Raw genomic sequence first — 23,428 nt, 5'->3', positions numbered from 1 at the left:
CGTTGCCAGCCCGTTACGACCGAATGCGCTGCAGTATGGCGTACAAGACGAATCCGGCCGCCAAGCCGCCCAAATGAGCGCTCCAGCTGATTCCGGTGATGACGAACGACTGCACAATCCCGATACCAAGAATAATCATAATTGTCTTCCGCGATGCCTGATCGAGCGCCCATCGTTGGAAAATAGCGATAAACAGATAGGCTCCATACACGCCATAAATCGCGCCTGAGGCTCCCACGGCCAGTGTCCCCCATTCGGACAGGTACAAGGCCGCCGCATTGCCCATCAGGCCGCTGAGCAGATACAGCACGGCATATTTGAAGGAGCCGAGGATGCGTTCCATCGGCGGCGCGAACACGAAGAGCGCAAACATATTGAATAAGAGGTGCTGGAAGCCTGCATGGAGGAACATTGCCGTTGCCAGCCGCCAAGTCTCGCTGGCATACGGCTCCTGCTTCCAGACGGCACCGAACTTCAACAGCGTCATGCCGTCCTGGCTTCCCCCATTCAATGCGAGCACGATGAACATCGCCACATTCGCGATAATGAGGAGCGTCGTTACCGGGAACTGCTTGATGTAGCTGCGCCAATTTTCATATCGGATAAATATCACGAGTTTTCTCTTCCTCTCTCTCCGCCGGCCTGAACTCTCCAATCGTTCTCATCGATGCGGGGTACCTATCACGAACGGACATTGGACAATCGTACAAGCAAAGCTTTATAATGAAAAATAAGGTAAATGACTGTTCAAAAGGTGCATCTCTTCGCGAGCCAAAGCGTACTTTTTGAACTACACCGATAAGTTACCGTCACTTTATTGAAGGAGGCTAACTGTATGTCTAATGAACGTCAAGCTACGCTCAAGGGCAATCCCATCACGTTGGTGGGACCGGAATTGAAGGCAGGAGACAAAGCTCCTGAATTCCAATTGAACAAATCATTGACGGAGGTAGCAGGCCTGAACGATTTCGCAGGCAAGATTAAGCTCATCAGTGTCGTTCCTTCGATCGATACGGGCGTATGTGATGCGCAGACCCGCCGCTTCAATGAAGAAGCAGGCAAGCTTGGCGGCAACGTCGTCGTGCTGACGGTCAGCGCCGACCTTCCGTTCGCGCAAGCCCGCTGGTGTGGCGCGGCAGGCGTAGAGAATGTCGTCATGCTCTCCGACTACAAGGGCAATACATTCGGTGAAGCCTATGGCGTCCTGATTAAGGAGCTTCAACTCGATATGCGCTCCATCTTCGTCGTCGACGCAGACAACACGATTCGTTACGTCGAAGTGCTTGGCGAGATGACGGAGCATCCGAATTACGAGAAAGCGGTCGATGCCGTCAAAAGCTTGCTCTAATTCCGCTTCCAGGGAGAACAAAAGCGAGAGAAGAGTTTCGGCTCTCCTCTCGCTTTATCGTCAGGCAGTGCCCATTGCCTCTATCGGCGGCCGCTTCCTTAACTATTTACTTTGTATGCCGCCAGCTTCTTGTCCAAGACAGCGAACAAATCGAGTATTACGCGATAATTGGCGCCCAAATCACCTAATCCCCCGCGTGAAGCCGAGTAAATATCAACCGCCGTTCTCATTGGTCCCACGTTGATGACAGAGACAGTAATATCCATCGTCCGTCCGGTCATCGTCCGTTTCTCCATAGTGATTTCACCGACCGAAGGAACCTCATGAAGTATTTTGTACCCCTGAATTTTCTTCAATGTCGATGCGATTTCTTCCCATGCTTTATCCCGGGACATTTGATAGTAGTGCGTTTTCAATTTGGGGTCTTTGGCACGATCGCCGCTGGATTCAAAACTGCGAATAATGCCGACCAATACTCGTTTGAGTGACAAGAGCGTGTTCCTCCTTTTCATGACAGCCGTTGCTCACTTATCTATAGTGTATCACTGTTCCGAAGTTAACGGAAGGAAAAATGTGTCCAATAAAGAGAAACACCTTCCATGCGAATGGCCATTCACATGAAAGGTGGCTGAAATGTCAATAGGAAAACCCGCCTATGCCGTTTGGCCTTTATGCTTCTGAACCTGCTCTAGCAGGTGGGTGTCCGCAAAAATGCTTTTGACTTCCCTTCGAGAGGGCTTGCCAGCCGCAATTCGATCTAGGACTCCCAAGAAACAAACATTGGTTCAAAACAACGAAAGCCGACACGTACATCGCAGGAAGTAATCTTATTATATAGCGGCGAACAGCAAATGTAAACCGGTACTTTATTCCCAATCATGCCAAGCGTGCGCAGCAGCTTCCCGCCACCCGGCAAGCCGTACGAACTATGGACGGGAATAACGGTTCCCGTCTTCATGCTCCTTGACCGGAGCGTGATCGACTTCATCGAAAGGCACTTCCGTATCGGCGTCCTTCTCCGGCTCTTCTCCCGCTTCCTCCTGCTCCTGTATGCGCTGATGCTGGTCCTGCATCTTCTGATAGACCGCATAGAAGTTGAAGAAAGCATAGTAGGCAATGACAGAGCCTGCGAAGAAGATGAGCAGGAACGGCCATCTGAACACGCTGAAATATAAGATGGCGCCGCTGACGATCGTCGTCATGATGATGCGGAACGGGCGCAGCAGCGTCAGCAGGATGCTGTTCTTGACCAACTGAACCGTTTTCATATGATAGTGTGCCACCATCGAGAAAAAATTAAACAGCGACACGAACAAGACGATGAGCAGTCCGAGCATGACGAATCCGATGATCTGCATGGACTTGAGCTGCGTCATGTATACGGTATAATCCACATACATGATGACGAACAGCAGCGTATAGAAGATGCCGCCGACCATGGCTTGCTTGTAGTTCTCCTTGTAGGACTTGAAAAAGGTTTTGAGCAATTTGACATCTGTATCGCCCATTACCCACTTGCGGCCTACCGAGAACATGGCGGCTGTCGCCGGGAAAAGGAAGAACGGAGCGGTGATGCCCATCATCCAGTTCATCGTGATCGATTCATTCAGCATGTTTTGCTGCATAACGAGCAATTTGACCAGCACAAAAAAGAAAAACGGCGCCGAACAGAGGAGCCAAAGCACGTTCGTGACCGAGAATCGCATTATCCATTCTGAAATGCGGTAAAAGCCGCCCATTATCCCTCGAAATTCCAAAGGTCATTCCCCCTCGAATACATCATCCTGTCCTATCTACTATAATACAAAGCTCCCCTGCTATGCCAGTGCCTATTTTCCAAGGCTCTAGGTACTTGCTCAGGCGCAAATGCCCCCCCGGCATATGATACTACTGTAGTTCAAAACCTTTGCTGTTCTAAAGGAGGTTGTAACATGGGCCACGTAGGAGGATACGGCGGTTTTATGACGTCAACAGGTACGATTCTGGTGTTGTTCATTCTGTTGGTTATCGTTAGCCGCGCTCTTATCATCTGATTGGGCGCCATAAACGCAAAGAGACCGCTCTAATGCGGTCTCTTTGTAATGTCGTATCGTAAAGACGGCATTGGCCGTCCTCATTCACATCTATTCGTCGCGCTGGCGGCGCCCTTCATCGTTGAAGCGGCGCGGTTTGCGATCTCCGTTGCGGTCCCGAGAGTCTCCACGGCTGCCGCCACGGTTGTCACGGCCAGAACCGCCACGGTTATCCCGGCCGTACCCTCCGCGGCGATCGCCGCCTCCTTGGCGTCCTCCACGGTTATATGGCGCGGACAGCTTGCGGCCGCTGGAGCGCAGGTCCGGCTTGCGGCGCTTCACGCGAATCGGATCTTCCGGCGTCAGCGAGATCTGGACATCCTTCTTCTCGCCCGTCAGCAGCTTAAATGCTGCGGACAGCAGATGCACCGAATCGTACTGCTCGAGCAGTTGAATCGCAATGCCCTTGTACTCGTTCAAATCGGTATCCTTCAGCACTTCCATCATACGTTCAGCGACAATGCGCTGCTTGCCCTCGATTGCATCCGCCAGCGTCGGCATCGGCTTGCGCGGGATGCGGTGGCGGGTCACTCGTTCGATGAAGTTCAAATGGTCGATCTCACGCGGCGTCACGAACGACCAGGCGCTGCCTTCCTTGCCGGCGCGGCCGGTACGGCCGATACGGTGCACGTAGGATTCAGGATCCTGCGGCAGGTCGAAGTTGATGACATGGGTAACCCCGGATACGTCCAAGCCCCGGGCAGCCACGTCGGTAGCGACCAGCACATCGATGCTGCCGTCGCGGAATTTGCGCATGACATTGTCACGCTGGTTCTGGGACAGATCCCCGTGCAAGCCGTCAGCGGAATAACCGCGCTTCTGCAGCGCTTCGGACAGTTCGTCAACCCGGCGCTTCGTGCGGCCGAATACGATCGCCAGCTCCGGCGACTCCATATCGAGCAGGCGGCTCAATGCGTCGAACTTCACCCGTTCAGGCACTTCGATATAAGCTTGTTCGATCAGCGGAGCGCTCACCTGCTTCGGCATGACGGAGACATGCTCCGGATCGCGCAGGAATTGATTCGCCAGCTTCTGGATGTTCGGGGGCATCGTGGCTGAGAACAGCATCGTCTGGCGCTCTTCCGGCACGAGGCTCAGAATCGACGTAATGTCTTCCATGAAGCCCATGTCGAGCATCTCGTCCGCCTCGTCCAATACGACCGTCTGCACATCGTTCAGACGAATCGTCTTGCGGTTAATATGGTCAAGCAAGCGGCCCGGCGTTCCGATAATAATCTGCGGGTGCTTCTTCAATGCGCGAATCTGCCGGCCAATATCCTGTCCGCCGTAAATCGGCAGGGAACGAACTCCTTTGAATCGGGTCAGCTTGCCGATCTCTTCGGCTACCTGAATGGCTAACTCGCGGGTAGGGGTCATTATGAGAGCGACGACTCGCTCTTCCGACGGGTCAATCTTGGAAATAAGCGGAATTCCAAATGCGGCGGTCTTACCTGTTCCTGTCTGAGCCTGTCCAATCAAGTCACGTCCCATCATTGCTAACGGAACCGCTTTTTCTTGAATCGGAGTGGCTTCTTCAAACCCTAATTCCGTAATCGCTTGAAGCAATTTCGGCTCCAAGCCGAATTCAACAAATGTCTTCAATATATTCATACTCCTTCATTGTGGACAATCCACATCCTTGTCTGTATTCTTAAGTAGCGCGACAATGGTGACGAAAGACACTTCCAGCCGTTCGCCTTCTCATATACAATGCGGAGGGGTCCTGCACGACGGACTTCCACCATGTAATCATATTATGGACATCGTGGGTATCATAAGCCTACTCAAGAATATCCAGCATATTATAACACAAATGATTGAAAGAATACCAGTTCCGAACTAACGAATACTACCTCATGAGGTGACATCACGTTGAAGCGAATTTTCCACTGCATCATTATTATCTTCGGCGCCGCCTGTATCGCCGCCTCCTTCAATCTATTTCTGCTGCCGCACCATTTGCTTAGCGGCGGGTTATCGGGCGTGTCGCTGGTAACGAATTACTTGACCGGATGGAATCCAAGCGTCTTGTATTTCACCTTTAATCTTCCGATCCTGATCTGGGGCTGGTTCGTGCTGGGCAAGCGGTTCATCGGGTACAGCATTCTCAGCGTCGCCACTACGACCTGGCTGCTGAACGTCATCCCCGTCCATTCGGTGACCAATGAGCCGCTGCTTGCCGCCATCTTCGGCGGGACGCTCGTCGGGATCGGAAGCGGAGTCTCGCTGCGCGTCGGCGGTTCGTCGGGCGGCTTCGACATCATCGGATCGATCGTGACCCGCTATCGTGATTTCTCGATTCAGAGCATTCTGATCGTCTTGAACGGTGCCGTTATTTTCTCGCACGGATACATATCCCAAGAATGGGAGCTTGTCCTCTATTCCATGGTGTCCATCTTCACGACGGGCAAAATTATCGGCACGATCTACATCAACCATTACAAGGTGACCGTGTTTATCATTACCCGGGAGAAGGAAGCACTTATCAACAAGCTGCTCTGTCTTCCGCACGGCGTAACCGTTATTAAAACGCGGGGTGCGTTCACCGACATCGAGAAGGATATGCTCATGACCGTGACGACCCGCTACGAGCTGCCTGATCTGAAGCGCAGCATCATGGAGAGCGATCCGAAGGCGTTCGTCAATATCGTGGAGACGGTCGGCGTCATCGGCAATTTCCGCCGGCCGATGTCGAAGTAAGCATTCTGCGGGGACATGCTCCCTCCAGCCAAAACCAAGCCCACCCTAAGCAAGGGCGGGCTTGTTCGATGATCTTATGAGTTCATCCGGACAACCTGCTATTTTAGAGCGCGCGCGTATTCTTCGCCAGCGCCAGGAAATAGTCCAGCGTCTTGTTCACGCGCTGTACGACATGATCATGCGCCGGCACGCCGTCAGCCGTAAATTCCCGCTGATCTCCTCCGATCGAGATCCACTCCGGGCAGTTGATTCCATGCAGATTCCGCACGATCGTCTGGAGGTGGGACAAGGAGCTGACGCCGACCGCGCCGCCGGCCGAGCTGACCGACAGCACCAACTTGTTGTTGAAATATTCGAAATTCAAGTAGTCAAGCGCATTTTTTAGCACGCCCGACAAGGTGCCATGGTATTCCGGCGTCGCCAACACAATCGCGTCGCTCTCCTTGACCGCCTTCTTCAGACGAAGCACGTTCGCATTCTCCTCGTTCCCGTCCGGGTTGTACCAAGGAAGCGGCAGGAGATGCAGCTCCACTACTTCCACCTCATGATCCTTCCCTTGCAGCCGTGCCGTGATATAGCGCACCAGCTTGGAGCTGGTCGCATCCGCGTGATTGCTCCCGGCAATACATACAATACGCACAATCTTCTCTCCTTCCGTCATGTTGCGGTTGGCCAGCGAACATCGCCTTCTGCTTCGTGTTCACAAAAGCCGGAGGCGGACTCTTTGAACGAACAACCTAACGGGAGGGGATGACATACCCGCCGCCAGAACAGCAGCGCTTCTTTTCCAGCAACGCCAGGTCTGTCCATTCTACACCAGGCGCTTCGCGTGTCAAATACGCTTCCGCATGCGAGAACGCTTCCGCTTCCGACTCTGCCACTACGACGCAGACGAACGGTCCCTGCGCCGATGACGCTTCCAACCGGTATATGTACATGCCTTACTCCCTCCCCTTTCGCAAATCATACATAAACAGGAAGTAACCGTCAAGAACCGGATCCATCTGCAGCATGACGAGGTTGTAGCCTAGGGAGAAGGCAGGGTTGATCTGGTTGCTTCCGTGAATGCAACACACCGCGCCTCAGTTCCGCCTTCTGAGTCCGCGGTGCATTAAGTTTCATCTACAACGATAATTTTTTCCTGTATGCCTCAGCTTCCGATGGAGACGCATAGACAAAATGACCCGGCCGAATCTCAATCAGCTCCGGATGTTCCGACTTATAATTATGGATGTCCGGATTGTAGTATATCCGCTTGCGGTTCCGCTCGTGATGGGGATCCGGCAGCGGTATCGCTGACAGCAGCGATTGCGTGTACGGGTGCAGCGGCCGTGTATACAATTCATCGGCATTGGCCAGCTCCACGAGCTTGCCGTTGTACATGACGCCGATCCGATCGGAGAAATATTTGACGACAGACAAATCATGCGCGATGAACAATACCGTCAGCCCCAGCTTCTTCCGCAGGCGGTTCAGCAGATTCAGCACCTGGGCTTGGATCGATACGTCCAGCGCCGATATCGGCTCGTCCGCGATGATCAGATCGGGGTTCGTAATCAGCGCCCGCGCGATCCCGATCCGCTGCCGCTGGCCTCCGGAAAATTCGTGAGGGTACCGGCTCGCATGCTCTTTGGTCAAGCCGACCGTCTCCAAAATGTCATAGACCATGGCAAGCATCTCTTTTTCGTTCTTGCACAGCTTGTTGATTTTCAGGCCTTCCCCGATAATTTCCTTCACTGTCATGCGCGGGTTCAGCGAAGCGATCGGATCCTGGAAAATCATCTGCATGCCGCGCGTCACTTCTTGTCTCGCTTCCTTACTCAATCGACCCGAAATCAGCTTCCCATTGAAGTAAATTTCCCCGCCCGTCGGCTGGTACAGACGGATAATCGTCCTGCCAGTCGTCGTCTTGCCGCAGCCGGATTCGCCGACAAGACCGAACGTTTCCCCCTTGTTAATCGTGAAGCTGACATCGTCGACCGCTTTCAGCACCGTTTTCCTCCGTCCGAAGCCGCTCGTGAAGTATTGCTTCAGATTCTTCACTTCCAGCACCGGCTGTACCGTCGAATTCGTCATGTTATCGCACCAGCCTTTCGGTTTGCTGTGCTATCCGCCGCTTCAGGACATCAGGAAGCTGCACGGGCGGAGCATTCGGGTGAAGGAGCCATGTGGCGGCGAAATGCGTATCGCTCACTCGGTACATCGGCGGCTCTTCTTCGAAGTCGATGCGCATCGCATAGCGGTTGCGCGGCGCGAACGCGTCTCCCTTCGGCGGGTACAGCATATTCGGCGGCGTACCCGGGATGACGAGCAGCTCATCCGATGCGCTTGTATCCAGATCAGGCATTGAGACGAGCAGGCTCCATGTATACGGATGCTTCGGATGATAGAAAATTTCATCGACCGTGCCGTATTCCACGATTTTACCGGCATACATAACCGCTACCCGATCCGCCATATTCGCCACGACGCCCAGATCATGCGTAATAAAAATGACCGACAGCTGGCGCTCTTTTTGAATCTGCTTGATCAGATCAAGAATCTGCGCCTGAATCGTCACGTCCAGCGCCGTCGTCGGCTCATCGCAGATCAATATTTCCGGATCGCTCGCCAGCGCAATGGCGATGACGATCCGCTGTCTCATCCCCCCGGAAAATTGGAACGGATACTGCTCAAACCTTTTCTCCGGATCGGGAATGCCGACCGCTATCATCAGCTCCAGCGCTCTTTCCCGCGCCTTCGCCCTGCTGATGTTGTGCGCCCGGAGCGCTTCCATAATCTGCTTCCCGACCTTCATGATCGGATTCAACGAAGACATCGGATCCTGAAAGATCATCGCGATTTTAGAGCCACGGATCTGCGTGAATTGCCGCTCCGTATATTGGGTCAGATCGTCCCCTTGATAGAGTATGCTTCCATCCTCGATATTGGCGTTTTTGGACAATATGCCCATAATCGCTTTATTGGTCACCGATTTGCCCGATCCCGATTCGCCGACAATCGCCAGCGTCTCTCCGCGATGTAGATCGAAGCCTACGCCGCGCACAGCATGAATCTTGCCCGCAAAGGTGTTGAACGTAATGCGCAGGTCCTTGACCTGCAATACCGTTTCCTTGTTCGTTGCCACAGTCATCTGTCCTCACCCCGCTCCTATTCTTGGCCTCTTAACGTCGGATCAAAGGCATCTCGCAGTCCGTTCCCGAACAGGTTGAACGAGAGCATCAGAATCGAGATGACGATGGCCGGGAACAGCGTCAAATGTGGATGATCGAGCAGCAATTTCTGACCATCCGACAGGAGAACGCCAATCGAAGGATCGGGCGCCGCGATCCCCAATCCGAGATAAGACAGGAACGCCTCGGTGAATATAGCTCCCGGAACGGCAAGCGTCGCTTGCGTAATGATCGGTCCGATGGCATTCGGCAGGATGTGCCGGAAGATAAGCGCCCGATCTTTGGCTCCCATCGTTCGCGATGCCAATACATATTCCTGCCCCTTGTACTTATAGAACTGGGCCCGAATCATCCGGCTCATCCCGATCCATCCGGTCATGACCATCGCCAAAATGATCGGCATAATTCCCGCTCCCAAATACATGACAAAGAGAATGACGAGCACCAACTGCGGGACGCCGTTCAAAATCTCGATAATCCGCTGCATGATCATGTCTACCTTACCGCCGTAATACCCGGATATCGAACCGTAGGTGATGCCGATAAGCACGTTAATCGTAACGGCCATAAATCCGATCAGAAGCGAAATGCGCGTCCCTTTCCACAGGCGCGTCCACTGATCACGCCCCAGTGAGTCCGTACCCATCCAAAAATACTGATCCTTTGCTTCTTTCAATTGGTACATGTCTACTTTCGCGTTCACCATCGGAATTTTCCGGCCGCGATAATCCATTTCGAATTCATCGATGATTTTGACGACGCTGTCTTTATATTTCACATCCAGATTGGCCTTTTGAATATCCATCGTCCTCGTGCCGTCGAGGATGCCCAGCTTCTCAATCCCTGGAACACGCGGCGGCAGCAAGGTCCATTCAATATGCTGGTCGCGGTATGTAAAGGAACTGAGCAATGGGGCAATGATTGCCATCAAGATAATCAAGCCGATAAAAAAAGCGGCGACGGTGGACGCTTTATTTTTGCGGAAACGCAGCATCGCATCCTTGAAGAAGCCGATCGCCTGGCCTTCGAACTTCTGATCGGCAAGCTGCTTCTCGCGCTGCACCAGCTCGAACGGATTGTGCCCCTTTCGTTTCTCCGTTTCGATGTTCATCATTTCTTCCCTCCCATGCGGATCCGCGGATCAATGATGCCGTATGACAGGTCCACGACCAAAATACTGATCAGGCCGATCAAGGAATAAAAGAACATGATGGCAATCGTTAGCGGATGATCCAAAGCGTTAATCGACCTGACTACGAGAGAGCCGAGCCCCGGCACGCCGAAAATATTCTCGATGACGATCGCTCCCGACAAGATCGAGAAAAACAACGGAATAATAATATTGGACAGCGGAACGAATGAGTTGCGAATCGCATGGCGCAAGGTGGCCTGCTTGAGGGTCAATCCCTTCGTCCGTGCGAGCAGCATATAATCCGAATTCAGCGCTTCGCATAATTCGGCCCGCAAGTAACGGGTAATGATCGCGATTTCACCAAAGGATAACGCCAGAACCGGCAAAATCATCGATTTCAGCTTCGTCCAGCTCAGCGCCTGCTCTGCCGAGAGCAAAATCGGCACCAGCTCCCATTTGAATGCGACGATATACTGGAGGATCGCCGCAATCACGAAGGAAGGCACCGAGATGAATAGCACAACCATAATATTAAGCGTATGATCGGTGGCGGTATTCTTCTTCAGCGCCGCCCAAATGCCGAGCATGATGCCGATCGGCAGCGTAAAGACAAGCGCGAAAATATTAAGCTGGATCGTGATCGGAAGCTTGTCCTTAATGATATCGAAGACTGCAACATTCGGCTGCACTTTGATCGAATCGCCGAAATTAAACGTCAGGAAATCCTCCAAAAAAAATATGTATTGAACAACAAGCGGCTTGTCCAAATGATATTTCGCTTCGATGCGCTCCTTCACGTCCAGCGGCAGCATCGGATCGGTTACGATACTGCCAGGCATGGAATGGATCAGAAAGAATAACAGGCTGATGATCAGAAACAAAGTGATTGCCATTGCAACCAGTCTTTGCGATATGTAACGCAGCATGGGCCTGAAGCTCCTTTTCGCAAATTTGGAGACCTAGCGCAATAGAAGATTGCGCAAGGCCTCCAATCTCCTACCTAGTCATGAATGATGGATTGCATCTGTGCAAATTCAACTTCCGGGAAAAATTTACCCTTTGCCGCCAGTTCAATCCGGTCCTGATACAGCATCGCGTTATCATTTTGGAACAGCGGAATTTGCGGAACATAGTCCAGCAGCATTTTTTCCATTTCCACCAACGCTTGAAGTCTCTCCTCCGGTTTCAGCAGCAGATCCCCGGTTGTCGTCCGCTTTTGGAGCTCGTCGAATTCAGGACTGCTGAAGCGATGCGAACGGTTCGGGAAATCGGTTCTCCATGCCTTCATGCTGGACCATGGGTTGAATGCATTCTGGGTGATAGAGCCGATGCCCAATTCAAAATCGCCGTCACGGTAAGCGTCGTAAGCGGCGCTAGGCGGCATCGCGCGCAGCTTGATATCGATCCGGTCTTTGCCGAACAGATTCTCGTACAGCTCTTCCGTCACTTCAGCGGTCTGCTTCATCGTCTCCTGCGCATCGAAATAAGTGATTTCAATCGTGATTTTCTTATTACCGTTCGCTGCATAAGCCTTATCGAAATATTCCTTTGCTAGTTCTGGATCGTAGCCGATTCCTTCGGGAAGGATCGCCTTGGCCACTTCCGTATCGCGGTATTTTTCTCCATTCCGATAATCCCCTACCATGCAAATCGTTGAAATATAGTACGGAGCAGATTTGAAGGTTTTAAAAATCCCCTTCGACAATTTATCGCGATCGATTCCGTAGTACAGCGCTTTTCGCAAATCACTGTTCGCCAGAATCGGATTTTTCTTCGATTCGGTATTTACATAGAAGCCCCATACCGACTTCGCTTCGGTATAGACGACTCTTGGATCGTCGCCATATTTATCGAACTGCTCCCCGCTAATCGAGACACTTTCGATTTCTCCCTTCTCCCACAGCTGCATGCGGGTGGAGCTTTCCGATACGACCCTGCTCTCGATGCGGTCCGGCGTATAGACATCTTTCAGCGGCGCATCCGAATTTTTCTCAAATATACGGTATTGGTCGCGCACCCATTCGGTCAGACGGTATGTCCCACTGGAAGGCACTTGCTCAAGCGTCGTTCCATACGTCGTTGCGGTTCTATCCGCATTCATGCCCGCCTCATACAATTGCTTGTGGATGGGCGATGTCGATCCTCCGCCTGCGAAGACGCTGAATACATCAACTTCAGGCATTTCTATCTCCAGCACAATCTCCAGCGTCAGGTCATCCTTCGCTTTAATGCCGACCTCTTCCCACTTGGCTTCACCCTTAAAATATTTGTTAGCGCTTACAACCGGTATACTATCGAATAGGATGAACGCATTGCGGTTGACCAGCTTCGGGTCCAGCAGCATCTGGTATGAATATTCATAATCATGCGCCGTAATTGGCGTTCCATCCGTCCATTTTAGTCCTTCCTTGAGCTTGAAGGTCCATGTTTTGTTATCAGAAGTCACTGGCAAATCAACGGCCTGGTTAGGCACAAACTTCACATTGTCCGTTGCTTCATCATAGATCAGTTCAAGCAAACTGCCATTAATATACTCCATCAGCTTCGACGTCTCCGCACTATCACTTGTGTGCTGGTTGAATGTCTCTGCCGACATTCCGGACAAGCGCATTACGGCCTGCTTGCCGGAAGCTTCCTTCTCCCCGGTATTTTCCTTGCTTTCCCCCTCTGTGCTCTCTTGCTTCGTCTGGCTGGCGTCATTCCCTCCTCCGCTGGTGCAACCGGCAAAGGTCAGCGCCATTAACATGGCCAAAATCACCAAGAACGGTTTTTTGGGCTGTGTCATAAGATCCCCTCCTCAAGTTAAATGTTGTTCATGTATGTTAATTTGTGCGGGTAACAGTGAATACGGACATGCAGAAAACCTATTCCATCGACAAAATTCCACATGGAATCAATTAAATGTTAATTAATGCAATTGTGATCCATTTTTTTGCCAGATCAAATCTTTGGATATAAGGATATGCATTACATTTGTGACAAAGAAGTATACGCTCGAGGAAAATAGTGGAATGCAATTATTAAAAGCCTATCAAAGTGACAAATCGTAGTCAAGATATAAATATGTGATCGGAGAGGGGGATATTTCTAAATTTGAAGGGAAGAAGGAATTTGTTATCTGCGTGTCGAAAGAAGACGAACGGGCACGACTAGACACACGCACTCAGCCGCCAATCATCCAGAGATGTGCTCTCACGAAGCTGACGACTTGCGCGGGGAAAGGAGCCGTTCTGGGCATGAAACGACTATCGCTTATCACCCTTTTACTTATATTGGCTTACTTGATCTCTAACTCTCACGTCCCGATTCACATCAATCTCTCGAATTCCTTTTTCATCATCGGGCTCGCCTATTTATGCATCGCTTTGTTCTGCCATGTCCGCAATATTGGATTTTTCAAGTCATTGAGCTATCATCTGTCTCGCAAAAGACAAGCCGAAGAGCAGGCTGATCGCATCGATACCGCGGGCGGGGAGGCGGAACGGATGTCCAAGCTGAAGCTGCATGAACATGCCGCCCGGATCGGCAGCGGCCCATGGCCGAACCGACAATTTTATTTATTCGCTATTCCGCTGCTGCTCTGTTCATTGGCGCTTGCATACGCTTCCATGTAGCTTAATAAACAAAATCCGGCCGACCGCATCGGGTGCAGTCAGCCGGATTTTTATGCGAGAGCCTGCTTGACGCTCTGTCAGCCCCTTTCCTTATTGGGACAGGCGGGTTGCCAGCTCGTACAGCTCCATATTGAATTCTTTTTTCGTGTTGACGACCTTGTCAATATCGGTTGCGACCAACTCGCCACGGATCATGCCGCATCCCTTGCCGGATTCGCCCTCCATCAGCTTGCGGACCGCGAAGTCGCCAAGGCGGCTCGCCAGAATTCGGTCGAAGGCGGTCGGCGTTCCGCCGCGCTGAATATGTCCCAGCACCGTAACGCGAGGCTCGACGGTCGGGCAGCGCTCGATGATGCCTTGAGCCACGTCTTCGCCGCGTCCTACCCCTTCGGCGACGATGACGATGCTGTGACGCTTGCCTGCTTCGAAGTTATGCTTCATCCGCTGGGCCACTTCATCGATATCGAACGGCACTTCCGGCACCAGAATGGATTCCGCGCCGCTGGCCACTCCGGCATACAACGCGATGTCGCCGCAGTGGCGGCCCATAACCTCGACGACAGAGGAGCGCTCATGGGAGCTCATCGTGTCGCGCAGCTTGTTCACCGCATCGACCACGATGCTGACGGCCGTATCGAAGCCGATCGTATAGTCGGTATACGAGATGTCATTATCAATTGTTCCCGGAAGGCCCATCGTCTTGATTCCCAGCTTGCTGAGCTTGTTCGCGCCTTGATAGGAGCCGTCGCCGCCGATGACTATCAAGCCGTCGATGCCGTGAGCGCGTAGAATGTCCGCGCCCTTGCGCTGGCCTTCCTCCGTACGGAACTCCTGACAGCGTGCCGATTGCAGAATCGTGCCGCCGCGCTGGATAATATCTCCTACGCTGCGCAGATCCATCGGACGGATATCCTGATTCAGGAGGCCTTGATAGCCGCGCTGAATGCCGAAGACCTCGATTCCATTGAATAAGGCTGCCCGCACCACTGCGCGAATCGCCGCGTTCATACCTTGGGAGTCTCCCCCGCTCGTCAGGATAGCAATTTTTTTGACATCAGACATGTTGTTTCCTCCTAGTTATCCTTATGCGTATGTTTACGTATCCAACGACTGTTGACCCAGAAGAACAACCGCATCAACGGACTATTCCGCATCAATCGCCGGCATACGTCCTGCACCTCAGCTTGGTCTCGTACTTTCGGATCGGACAGATACAGCGCCAGAAGCCCTTCGATAATCATCCGGTGGAACCGTTCCTCCGGTAGCTTCTTCACCTGCTCCTTCGCCGCTTCCGCAATATGGCCAATCCGGTTCACGACCGTAGATTGGTCCGGGTAGTAATGGCAGAAATTCAAGTCTCCGCCCACCCGGTCTTCCTCCTGATCAATCAAATAATCGAGCAGAATGTGAAGTCCGCATACATATGGAAAATAAGCTTCCCGGATGAGCCCGGCATCCTCCCTCGTTAGCCCGCCGTCTAAAGATGCGGCGAACAATTGGAACACGCCGAGAGTAGATCCCGTCGCTGCGGCGAACTCATTCCACGTCAATTCCGGGAATCTGGCCTCATAGTCCCGCCACCAAGCCAGCAGCGCTTCTTCCCGCTTCGCCGGATCAATATGCTTGTACACCTGAAGATCGGTATACAACCCGACGAGCCAGACGATATCCGTGCGGGCGGCTTCGTAGCCGGGAAGCTGCGCGATACAGGTCCGGCACTTCTCGACCAGTCCCCGCAAATACCCGCCGTCATCCTTGTCTTCCCTCAGGGCGTAATAGTCTGCAAGCGGGCGCTCGGGCTGGACTGCATCCAGCATCGATTGGTGCAGAAGCCGGAAATCATCCGGATCCAGCGAGGTGCTGCGGTCGCACAGATTATCCAAATAATCGCTTATCGTCTGAAAAGCTACAATCAACGGAATGATGATACCACGCGTCTCCGGCCGGATGGCGGCATATACCGCACCGCCCTGACAGTGAAACTGCTTCGTGGCGATGCTGGCCAAGGCCTGTCTGCGCAGTTCTTCGTTCGGAATATTCTCTGCCCGCGCCCGCCAAGTATCCAGTTCGGAACGTACCCCCGGCAGGATGTATTTATATACGCGGTGCATGAGCCGCAGCGGCCCCCTTGGAGCCACTGAACGGCTAAGCTTGTAATGGTCCAAGAATAACCTCCCGTTCTCCAGTCCTCCACCAGTGGATGCACTCATTTTAGCCAAAACTATTATATTACGAAGTGACTCTTTGCACAAACATTCCTGCGCCTATTTGCCTACAGATGGCTTTTGGCGACAGTATCCTGCTGCACGCGGAACCATAGATGAAGATCGTTGATGATGCTGGCCAGCTCCGCGATATCCCAATTCAGACGGCAGGAAGCGTCGAACCGTTCTTCCTCATTCAGTTCGTGCTGTAGGGCGACAATACAGCCCTCGAGCTGCTTCACCCGCTCCGGAATGCAGCTTCGGATGTCTTCCCAACGCGCGATGACCTCGGTCTGTTCGGTGAAGCTTAACGAATCCCAGGGCACGAGCAGCACCGGGAGTTCAATGCCAAGCCGTTCATCCCGCTCGAAGCGATACCGATTCATTCCCGCGACCTCTCTCCTCCCGCTTCCTGTGCAGAAGCGACTTTTGCAGTTACTGTACCATTACGGGCCTGGAAAGTAAATGTCATCTGTCGCGAATCTCGCCCCGCATCCCGTAAAAGCATGATATACTATAGCATGCTTTTAATGATGCAATGCTTGACTTCGTAGGGGGAACCATCATGTCGCAACAGGTTGTGAAGAGCCGTGACGCCCATTGGCTGCGTGCCTTTACCTTTTCCATCTTTATGGCGTCATCCGTCGTCGTATCCTATCTTCCGCTTTATTATCAGGCGCTCGGGTTTACAAGCGTTCAGATTGGATTGCTTTATTCCATCGGACCGCTTATCTCTATCGTATCCAATCTGTTCTGGGGCTTAATCAGCGATCGGCTCGGCACATTGAAAAAAGTTCTGATTCTTCTGCTGTGCGCCCAAATTATCCTGTCGCTTATTCTTAGTCAATTCGCTTCGTTTGGATCGGTTGTCCCGATTCTTATTCTGTTCTATTTCTTTTATTTCCCGATATTCCCGTTGAACGACAGCTTCTCTATCGTGACGGCACAAGCTCAGGGCAAGAGCTTCATCGGCATCCGGGTGTTCGGCTCGATCGGATTCGCTATCGCTGCTCTGCTGTTCGGCATGGTGCTGCGCACGGCAGGCGCCATCTATACCGTATGGGTGCTCGTGCTCATCGGGATCTTGTCGCTTGGCATTGCTTTCTTCCTGACGGACAAGCGGGCATCGATGAAAAAAATGGAGTTCTCCGGGCTGTGGGCGGTGCTCAAACAACGCGAGGTGCTGTTGTTCTTCCTGTTCGTACTGCTGCTCGCCATCGCGCACCGGTTGAACGAGGCCTTCCTTGGAGTGACGCTGACCGGACTCGGCGCGGACGAATCGCTCGTCGGCTGGGCCTGGATGCTGTCGGCCGTGAGCGAGATACCGATCTTCTTCCTGCTCAACGCCTTCGGCGATCGCTTCAAGGAGCTCCCGCTGCTCGCTTTGTCCGGATTGACCTATGCGATCCGGCTGCTGCTCGTAGCCAATCTGCAGACCCCAGGCGCCATCGTGGCGACGCAGCTGATGCACAGCGTGTCCTTCGGCATTTTTTATTTTGTCGCCGTCCGTTATATTAGCCGGGTTATACCCGAAGAATATCGTTCCACGGGACTCGCGCTCTATACGATCGTATGGTCGAGCATCGCCGGTCTGCTGAGCGGCACGTTCGGAGGCATTCTGCTCGAAGCACATGGCAAGGACATGGTCTTCCATGTCGGAGCAGCATTCGCCGTCGCCGCCTGCGCCGGCTTCCTCGCAATGGCCGTTCATTCCCGCTATGCCGAGACCGGGACGCGATGGCCAAGGCGCCGCCGATAATCTGCGGCAAGAAGACGGAACTACGCCGTGCAGACCATCGGCGCCAGGAAGCAGCCAGCCATTTGGGAGATGTCGACTGTCAGATCGCGCCAACTCAACTCTTTGAGAAATGTCGCTGTCAGATCGCTGCAAGCCGCTAGGAAGCGTCGTGGTCACTTTGCCCGTAAAGCGGAAATCATTGCAATCCGGCATAGCGGCCCGTATAATATGATCAGGTCTTAGTACGTGGTACTAAATAATACACATCGCAATACTTGCAAGGAGCAGTGCAGGCCAAAATGAGAGACGGACTTTTTGAACAACCTCTTATACAGCGAAGGAGAAATGATACGATGACGTTATATGATACCGTGAAGGAAGTCATTCACAGCCGCCGGAGCGTCCGCCGCTTCACGGAGCAATCCGTCGCCGTCGAAGACGTGAAGGAATTGATCGACTGCGCGCGGTATGCACCAAGCGACACGAACTCGCAGACGTGGGAATTCATTGCAGTCATGAACCGGGAACGGATTCGGCAGATCGAACAGATGACCTGGGACGCACTGCACGCCAAGGCGGCCGAAGCGGAAGAGCGGGGCCTCGCCAAGGAAGCACGCCTGCTCGTCAAGTCGTTCGGTCCTTATGCCACCGCCTTCTCCGACGCGCCCGTCCTGATCATCGGACTGGCGACGCCTTATACGTCCAAGTTCCGCGATCGGATCTTCGATCCGATACAATTCGTGCCGGAAGCCGTATGGGAGGAAGAGGGCATTAAGAGCAGCTGTCTCGCGCTGCAAAATCTGATGCTCGCCGCCCATGCGCGCGGATTGGCGACCTGCCCGATGACCGGGCCCGTACTGCTTGCCGCCGATCCGATCAAGTCGCTGCTTGACATTCCGCCCGACCGGCAGGTCAATATGGTGCTCTCGCTCGGCTATGCGGCAGATACGCCGGCCAAGCTTCCACGCAAGCCTGTCGAAGAGATTCTCCGCATTATCGAATAATCGCGCTCGATGGTTCCAGCCTTCTATACAGACAAGCTCCTCCGGCCTCCATTCAGACGAATGGGCTGAGGGGCTTGTCTTTATGTTTTCCTCCCCAATTGGATTCCACATCAGCTTTTCTTAGTGGCCCAGCCTATAACGTTACATCGAATCCGGCAGCAGCATCCGTTCCTGCTCGTCCGGCTTGTAAGGCAGCCGCCCGTACATCTGGCGGAACTGGACCGGTGTCATATGCTCCTGCTGCTTGAAACGCTGGATGAAATAGCTTGCATGCCGGAACCCTGCCTCCTTGCCCACCTGAGCGACGGCCATGTCCGGGCAGCTGATCAGGAGTTGCTTCGACTTCCGGATGCGAAGGCGATTCACATATTGCAGCGGCCGCAGGCCGAAGGTGCGGCGGAACAGTGTGCAGACGTACTGCGGAGATACTTGCAGCCGATCCGCCATCTGCTGCAGGGAGACATCCTCCTGATAATGCTCGTGAATCCAATCGAGCAGCGGTGCCAACGGCTGCACGCCTGACTTGCGATGCAACCCCCTGTCATGCCGGCCGCATTCGGGCCATGCCATCATCAACTCATAAGCCAGTGCGGACAAGCGGGGTCCATGGCCGCCGCTCGCCCGGTCCAACGAATAGATCGCGCGCCGAATGAGAACCAGCGTCTGCTCCGGGTCACCGACCGTCATGGCGGCTGATTGGTGTACATGCACCATCGAGGTCAGTTCCTGAGCCAGCGCTCCGTGATAACCGAGCCAATAGATGCCCCACGGCTCCTCCAGCGGCCGATATACATGCGGCACATCCGGGTACAGCAGCACCCCCTGGCCCGGACCGATCTCCACGGCCGGGCCGCCGCCTTCCCATTGGAACATGCCTCTTCCGCTCGTGCATTGCAGCCACTGATAATCCGGGTAACCGTGCGGGCGGATCGTCTCCAGTTGATTCGTCCAGCTTCCCACCGTCGTTACGACCAGAGGAAGCAGACGCTCTTCGTCTGTCAGAATGGGGAAATGAATGCTGTCCAATCGGCCCCCTCCTTATCATAGAAATGTCGAATTCTTTCATATTATTATATCCATTATAAAATCGTTAGATTGAAATGCAACGGATCACGGTCCTATCATAGATAGAGAACAGCTTCATATTGTGTCATTATTTTCATTCATGTTTCCCGATAACCAACGAGAGGATGATTTCCTTGACACTGCCTATCTGGCAAGATCCGACCAAGCTTCATCTCAACCGGCTGGATTCGAGAGCCTACTTCATTCCGCATGCCCACGCAGACGATGCGCTGACCTATGAAAGAGGGCTGTCGCCCTTCTTCCAGTTGCTGAACGGAGAGTGGAAGTTCAATTACGCGGCTTCGCCGGAGCAAGCACCGAAGGAGTTCGAGCAACCGGACTATGATGACACGGCGTGGGAGCGCATTCCCGTACCGTCGAATTGGCAAATGGAAGGGTTTGGAGCTCCCGCCTACACCAATATACTTTATCCGTTCCCTGTCGATCCGCCGCATGTTCCCGACGAGAATCCAACCGGCTCGTACCGTCGCACGTTCTGGATCGACGAGTCCTGGTCCGGCCGGAGAATCGTGCTCCGCTTCGAAGGGGTAGACAGCTCCTATCACGTCTGGGTGAACGGCGTCCTAATTGGCTACAGCCAAGTAAGCCGCATGCCTGCCGAGTTCGATATTACCGGCCATGTTCGCAGCGGAGCGAACCTGATCGCCGTGCAGGTGTATCAGTGGAGCGACGGCACCTATCTTGAGGATCAGGATATGTGGTGGCTGAGCGGGATTTTTCGTGACGTTTATTTGCTCGCCTTCCCGGAAATGCATCTGTGGGACATGACCGTGCGGACAACCCTGTTCGACTCCGGCAATCACGCCCGCGTGGATGTACAGACGCTCCTTCACAACGCAGGCGGTTCTTCTTCGGGCGGCACCCTGTCCATCACCCTGCTGGATCGCTCCTTGCGGCCGGCGTCCGAGACGGTTGCCGTCGACATCGACATGCTGACCGCAGCAGAATCACGATCGATCAGCGCCGCTCTTGACGTGGCGGAGCCGAAGCTATGGAGCGCCGAGACGCCTCACTTGTACCATCTGCTGCTGGAGTTGAAAAACGCCCAGGGCGAAGTGACTCAGAACGTCGCCCACCGGGTCGGTATCCGCGAAGTGAAGCTGGAGGGCGGCAATCTGCGCGTGAACGGCCGGGCGGTCATGTTCAAGGGCGTCAACCGCCACGAATTCCATCCTGACTTGGGGCGGGCCGTGCCGCTTGCCACCATGATCGAAGATATCAAGCTGATGAAGCGCTTCAACGTAAATGCGGTACGCACGTCGCATTACCCGAACGATCCCCGCTTCTACGAGCTGTGTGATGAATATGGGCTGTACGTCATTGATGAGGCCGACTTGGAGACGCACGGATTCCAGCCAGCGGGGGATTGGTCCCGCCTCAGCAAGGATCCGGCCTGGACCGCCGCTTTTGTTGATCGGATGGAGCGAATGGTTATGCGCGACAAAAACTTCGCGAGCATCGTCATGTGGTCGCTCGGCAATGAATCGGGCTATGGACCAAATCATGGCGCGATGGCGGAGTGGGCGCGCAGCTATGACCCTACCCGGCCCCTCCATTACGAAGGCGATTGGGATGATGCGCTCGGCATGGATGTTCACTCCCATATGTACACCTCCGTTCAGGAAGTGGAGGAGATTGCCGGTAATGACGATCCGCGCCCGTTCATTCTGTGCGAATTCGCCCATGCGATGGGTAACGGTCCGGGCGCGTTCGAGGACTATATCGAGCTGTTCTACCGCTATCCGAAGCTGCAGGGGGCCTTCGTCTGGGATTGGGTCGATCAGGGCATCCGCCGAACCAGAGAGGACGGCCAGCAGGAGATGGCTTATGGCGGAGAGTTCGGGGAGCGGATTCACGACGGCAACTTCTGCCTGAACGGGCTCATCGACGGCGACCGCCAGCCATGGCCCGCGCTGCATGAATACAAAAAGGCAATCGAGCCCGTCAAAGTCACCGCCATCGATGCCGCTTCCGGACAATTCGAAGTAGAGAACCGTTTTGACTTCCTGCCATTGAATGTCCTGCAAGGGTTCTACACCATCGTGGCCAGCGGGCGCATTGCCGCAAGCGGAAGATTCCCCGTGCCGGACATCGCTCCTCGCCGCAAAGCGGCTTGGACCTGGCACATCGTTCCGGCGCTGTGCGAGATCGCCCCTTCCCTAATCGGGCAAGACGTATGGCTGAAGCTGTCCTTCCAGATGCCGGTCAGCACGGCCTGGGCGGAAGCGGGCCATGAATTGTCCTGGGCCCAGTTCCCGCTTGATCCGGCCGTCTTCCTGCCGCCAGCTTCGGCGGAGATGGCTCCACACGGCCACTCGAATCGATCCGTAGCGCCAATCGGCGTGCGGGAAGAAGAAGGGGCCTATATATTGTCCGGGCGCAGCTTCCGCCTCGACATCGATCGTCGCAGTGGCACCCTTCTCGCCTGGCAAGCCGAAGGCGCGGAGCTGCTGACATCGGGCCCTCGGCTGCAATTATGGCGGGCCGCCATTGACAACGATATGTACAACGTGTCGGAGTGGCGTTCCCTCGGTCTTCATCAGTTGGATGAGCGGGTGGACGAGGTTCAGCTCGACGCGTCCCGAGCCGGCGATGGTGTGGTTCGCGTTATCCGCCTCACTCGCCTGGGTGCGCCGGCCTTGTGTTGGGGACTCCGCTGCCGGCATGAATGGACGATCCGGCAGGACGGAACCATCACCGTGCAAGTTCACAGCACGCCAGAGGGGAATCATCCGCAGGTGATGCCGCGGTTCGGTTACGAGCTCTCGCTTCCGGGCGCCTTCGATCGCTGCGTCTGGTACGGTCGCGGGCCGGGCGAGAGCTACACAGACAGCAAACAAGCGGCAAGCTACGGCTGGTACGAGGCGAGCGTTAGCGATCTGATGACCGCCTATGAGAAGCCGCAGGAGAACGGCAACCGGACCGACACGCGTTGGGCTGCCTGGACGAACCGCCGTGGATTCGGCCTGCTGGCGCTAAGCGACGGCACATTCGACTTCAGCGCCCATCGCTACACGATTGCCGACCTGGAGCGCGCGGCGCATCACGCAGATCTGACGCCGCGGGAAGATATTATCATCCATCTGGATAAAGCCCAGCATGGCCTCGGCAGCAACAGCTGCGGACCGAAGGCGCTGCCCCAGCATGAACTCCGCGTGGACGACATCGCCTTCACCGTCACGCTCGTCCCATTTAGCCGGGACGCCATCACACCGGATGCGCTAGCCCGCCGGGTCGCTTCTCTTCAGGACGCGGACTAAGTGATACAGGAACGGGGCCGCTATCTGCGGCTCCGTTCCTTATGCTTCCGCCGGACCCACAGCTCTTAGTTGAAACAATCGGCTAGCGCCGGCTTAG

At 54.2% G+C, this 23,428-nt stretch carries 22 protein-coding genes and 1 other RNA gene; 7 read left to right on the top strand and 16 right to left on the bottom strand.

Annotated elements, in window-relative coordinates; all coding sequences use genetic code 11:
* Positions 1 to 13: 13 nt before the first annotated feature.
* Complete coding sequence (locus DQX05_RS25570; protein WP_119796162.1) at positions 14 to 613, bottom strand: rhomboid family intramembrane serine protease; 600 nt, start codon at positions 611 to 613, stop codon at positions 14 to 16.
* 222 nt (positions 614 to 835) lie between these two features.
* Between DQX05_RS25570 and tpx the strand changes: the two genes are divergently transcribed.
* Positions 836 to 1,348, top strand: coding sequence for a thiol peroxidase (tpx, locus tag DQX05_RS25565; RefSeq protein ID WP_119796161.1), 513 nt, complete (start codon positions 836 to 838; stop codon positions 1,346 to 1,348).
* 98 nt (positions 1,349 to 1,446) lie between these two features.
* On the opposite strand, the gene DQX05_RS25560 is transcribed toward tpx, so the two are convergent.
* From DQX05_RS25560 to DQX05_RS25550, 3 genes are all read right to left on the bottom strand, one after another.
* The gene (locus DQX05_RS25560; protein WP_006678038.1) at positions 1,447 to 1,839 is read right to left on the bottom strand and encodes a DUF1499 domain-containing protein; all 393 of its coding nucleotides are present in this window, start codon (positions 1,837 to 1,839) and stop codon (positions 1,447 to 1,449) included.
* 151 nt (positions 1,840 to 1,990) lie between these two features.
* A non-coding RNA gene (gene ssrS / locus DQX05_RS25555) (6S RNA) lies at positions 1,991 to 2,172 on the bottom strand.
* Between the two features lie 102 nt (positions 2,173 to 2,274).
* On the bottom strand, positions 2,275 to 3,105 hold the full coding sequence (locus DQX05_RS25550) for a YesL family protein (protein WP_119796160.1): 831 nt from the start codon (positions 3,103 to 3,105) through the stop codon (positions 2,275 to 2,277).
* A gap of 174 nt (positions 3,106 to 3,279) precedes the next feature.
* On the opposite strand from DQX05_RS25550, the gene DQX05_RS25545 reads away from it, so the two are divergent.
* Positions 3,280 to 3,381: a sporulation protein YjcZ gene (locus DQX05_RS25545; RefSeq protein WP_119796159.1), complete on the top strand. Its 102-nt coding sequence runs from the start codon at positions 3,280 to 3,282 to the stop codon at positions 3,379 to 3,381.
* Between the two features lie 90 nt (positions 3,382 to 3,471).
* Here DQX05_RS25545 and cshA read toward each other — a convergent pair whose 3' ends face one another.
* Positions 3,472 to 5,022: a degradosome RNA helicase CshA gene (cshA, locus tag DQX05_RS25540; RefSeq protein WP_119796158.1), complete on the bottom strand. Its 1,551-nt coding sequence runs from the start codon at positions 5,020 to 5,022 to the stop codon at positions 3,472 to 3,474.
* A gap of 270 nt (positions 5,023 to 5,292) precedes the next feature.
* Here cshA and DQX05_RS25535 point away from each other — a divergent pair, with 270 nt between their 5' ends.
* Positions 5,293 to 6,120: a YitT family protein gene (locus DQX05_RS25535; protein WP_119796157.1), complete on the top strand. Its 828-nt coding sequence runs from the start codon at positions 5,293 to 5,295 to the stop codon at positions 6,118 to 6,120.
* 103 nt (positions 6,121 to 6,223) lie between these two features.
* Here the strand turns inward: DQX05_RS25535 and DQX05_RS25530 are convergent, their stop codons facing one another.
* From DQX05_RS25530 to DQX05_RS25500, 7 genes are all read right to left on the bottom strand, one after another.
* Entirely contained in the window at positions 6,224 to 6,760 is a 537-nt protein-coding gene (locus tag DQX05_RS25530; RefSeq protein ID WP_119796177.1) for an NADPH-dependent FMN reductase, read from the bottom strand.
* 97 nt (positions 6,761 to 6,857) lie between these two features.
* Positions 6,858 to 7,058: a DUF3906 family protein gene (locus DQX05_RS25525; RefSeq protein ID WP_119796156.1), complete on the bottom strand. Its 201-nt coding sequence runs from the start codon at positions 7,056 to 7,058 to the stop codon at positions 6,858 to 6,860.
* 184 nt (positions 7,059 to 7,242) lie between these two features.
* Positions 7,243 to 8,196, bottom strand: a complete 954-nt coding sequence (locus DQX05_RS25520; RefSeq protein WP_119796155.1) for an ABC transporter ATP-binding protein — start codon at positions 8,194 to 8,196, stop codon at positions 7,243 to 7,245.
* Position 8,197: 1 nt separating this feature from the next.
* Complete coding sequence (locus tag DQX05_RS25515; RefSeq protein ID WP_182914902.1) at positions 8,198 to 9,253, bottom strand: ABC transporter ATP-binding protein; 1,056 nt, start codon at positions 9,251 to 9,253, stop codon at positions 8,198 to 8,200.
* Between the two features lie 17 nt (positions 9,254 to 9,270).
* Positions 9,271 to 10,407 carry an ABC transporter permease gene (locus DQX05_RS25510; RefSeq protein ID WP_259392228.1) on the bottom strand — a complete coding sequence of 379 codons (1,137 nt, stop codon included), beginning with the start codon at positions 10,405 to 10,407 and terminating at the stop codon, positions 9,271 to 9,273.
* Positions 10,404 to 11,351, bottom strand: coding sequence for an ABC transporter permease (locus DQX05_RS25505; protein WP_119796154.1), 948 nt, complete (start codon positions 11,349 to 11,351; stop codon positions 10,404 to 10,406). The genes DQX05_RS25510 and DQX05_RS25505 overlap by 4 nt, the downstream gene beginning before the upstream one ends.
* Positions 11,352 to 11,425: 74 nt before the next feature.
* Positions 11,426 to 13,210, bottom strand: coding sequence for a peptide ABC transporter substrate-binding protein (locus DQX05_RS25500; protein ID WP_119796153.1), 1,785 nt, complete (start codon positions 13,208 to 13,210; stop codon positions 11,426 to 11,428).
* Between the two features lie 451 nt (positions 13,211 to 13,661).
* On the opposite strand from DQX05_RS25500, the gene DQX05_RS25495 reads away from it, so the two are divergent.
* Positions 13,662 to 14,039 carry a DUF3899 domain-containing protein gene (locus tag DQX05_RS25495; RefSeq protein ID WP_119796152.1) on the top strand — a complete coding sequence of 126 codons (378 nt, stop codon included), beginning with the start codon at positions 13,662 to 13,664 and terminating at the stop codon, positions 14,037 to 14,039.
* A 90-nt stretch (positions 14,040 to 14,129) separates the two neighbouring features.
* Here DQX05_RS25495 and pfkA read toward each other — a convergent pair whose 3' ends face one another.
* From pfkA to DQX05_RS25480, 3 genes are all read right to left on the bottom strand, one after another.
* Entirely contained in the window at positions 14,130 to 15,101 is a 972-nt protein-coding gene (gene pfkA / locus DQX05_RS25490; protein WP_119796151.1) for a 6-phosphofructokinase, read from the bottom strand.
* 11 nt (positions 15,102 to 15,112) lie between these two features.
* Positions 15,113 to 16,150, bottom strand: coding sequence for a tetraprenyl-beta-curcumene synthase family protein (locus DQX05_RS25485; RefSeq protein ID WP_182914903.1), 1,038 nt, complete (start codon positions 16,148 to 16,150; stop codon positions 15,113 to 15,115).
* A 161-nt stretch (positions 16,151 to 16,311) separates the two neighbouring features.
* Entirely contained in the window at positions 16,312 to 16,629 is a 318-nt protein-coding gene (locus DQX05_RS25480; RefSeq protein WP_119796149.1) for a hypothetical protein, read from the bottom strand.
* Positions 16,630 to 16,808: 179 nt separating this feature from the next.
* Here DQX05_RS25480 and DQX05_RS25475 point away from each other — a divergent pair, with 179 nt between their 5' ends.
* Together DQX05_RS25475 and DQX05_RS25470 are read left to right on the top strand one after the other, a co-directional pair.
* On the top strand, positions 16,809 to 18,002 hold the full coding sequence (locus tag DQX05_RS25475; protein WP_119796148.1) for an MFS transporter: 1,194 nt from the start codon (positions 16,809 to 16,811) through the stop codon (positions 18,000 to 18,002).
* A gap of 332 nt (positions 18,003 to 18,334) precedes the next feature.
* Positions 18,335 to 18,985: a nitroreductase family protein gene (locus tag DQX05_RS25470; RefSeq protein WP_119796147.1), complete on the top strand. Its 651-nt coding sequence runs from the start codon at positions 18,335 to 18,337 to the stop codon at positions 18,983 to 18,985.
* 141 nt (positions 18,986 to 19,126) lie between these two features.
* On the opposite strand, the gene DQX05_RS25465 is transcribed toward DQX05_RS25470, so the two are convergent.
* Complete coding sequence (locus tag DQX05_RS25465) at positions 19,127 to 20,011, bottom strand: helix-turn-helix transcriptional regulator (protein WP_119796146.1); 885 nt, start codon at positions 20,009 to 20,011, stop codon at positions 19,127 to 19,129.
* A gap of 164 nt (positions 20,012 to 20,175) precedes the next feature.
* Between DQX05_RS25465 and DQX05_RS25460 the strand changes: the two genes are divergently transcribed.
* Positions 20,176 to 23,331, top strand: coding sequence for a glycoside hydrolase family 2 TIM barrel-domain containing protein (locus DQX05_RS25460; protein WP_397336042.1), 3,156 nt, complete (start codon positions 20,176 to 20,178; stop codon positions 23,329 to 23,331).
* Positions 23,332 to 23,428: the final 97 nt, after the last annotated feature.

Source organism: Paenibacillus thiaminolyticus, assembly GCF_003591545.1.
Taxonomy (GTDB): Bacteria; Bacillota; Bacilli; order Paenibacillales; family Paenibacillaceae; genus Paenibacillus_B; species Paenibacillus_B thiaminolyticus_A.
This window is presented reverse-complemented; position numbering and strand designations above follow the sequence as displayed.

Excerpts from the sequence above, each read along its gene's own strand:
- tpx (WP_119796161.1), top strand. The coding sequence starts at position 836 with ATGTCTAATGAACGTCAAGCTACGCTCAAGGGCAATCCCATCACGTTG.
- DQX05_RS25545 (WP_119796159.1), top strand. The coding sequence starts at position 3,280 with ATGGGCCACGTAGGAGGATACGGCGGTTTTATGACGTCAACAGGTACG.
- DQX05_RS25525 (WP_119796156.1), bottom strand. The coding sequence starts at position 7,058 with ATGTACATATACCGGTTGGAAGCGTCATCGGCGCAGGGACCGTTCGTC.
- DQX05_RS25520 (WP_119796155.1), bottom strand. The coding sequence starts at position 8,196 with ATGACGAATTCGACGGTACAGCCGGTGCTGGAAGTGAAGAATCTGAAG.
- DQX05_RS25515 (WP_182914902.1), bottom strand. The coding sequence starts at position 9,253 with ATGACTGTGGCAACGAACAAGGAAACGGTATTGCAGGTCAAGGACCTG.
- DQX05_RS25510 (WP_259392228.1), bottom strand. The coding sequence starts at position 10,407 with ATGATGAACATCGAAACGGAGAAACGAAAGGGGCACAATCCGTTCGAG.
- DQX05_RS25505 (WP_119796154.1), bottom strand. The coding sequence starts at position 11,351 with ATGCTGCGTTACATATCGCAAAGACTGGTTGCAATGGCAATCACTTTG.
- DQX05_RS25500 (WP_119796153.1), bottom strand. The coding sequence starts at position 13,210 with ATGACACAGCCCAAAAAACCGTTCTTGGTGATTTTGGCCATGTTAATG.
- DQX05_RS25495 (WP_119796152.1), top strand. The coding sequence starts at position 13,662 with ATGAAACGACTATCGCTTATCACCCTTTTACTTATATTGGCTTACTTG.
- pfkA (WP_119796151.1), bottom strand. The coding sequence starts at position 15,101 with ATGTCTGATGTCAAAAAAATTGCTATCCTGACGAGCGGGGGAGACTCC.
- DQX05_RS25485 (WP_182914903.1), bottom strand. The coding sequence starts at position 16,150 with ATGCACCGCGTATATAAATACATCCTGCCGGGGGTACGTTCCGAACTG.
- DQX05_RS25480 (WP_119796149.1), bottom strand. The coding sequence starts at position 16,629 with ATGAATCGGTATCGCTTCGAGCGGGATGAACGGCTTGGCATTGAACTC.
- DQX05_RS25475 (WP_119796148.1), top strand. The coding sequence starts at position 16,809 with ATGTCGCAACAGGTTGTGAAGAGCCGTGACGCCCATTGGCTGCGTGCC.
- DQX05_RS25470 (WP_119796147.1), top strand. The coding sequence starts at position 18,335 with ATGACGTTATATGATACCGTGAAGGAAGTCATTCACAGCCGCCGGAGC.
- DQX05_RS25460 (WP_397336042.1), top strand. The coding sequence starts at position 20,176 with ATGATTTCCTTGACACTGCCTATCTGGCAAGATCCGACCAAGCTTCAT.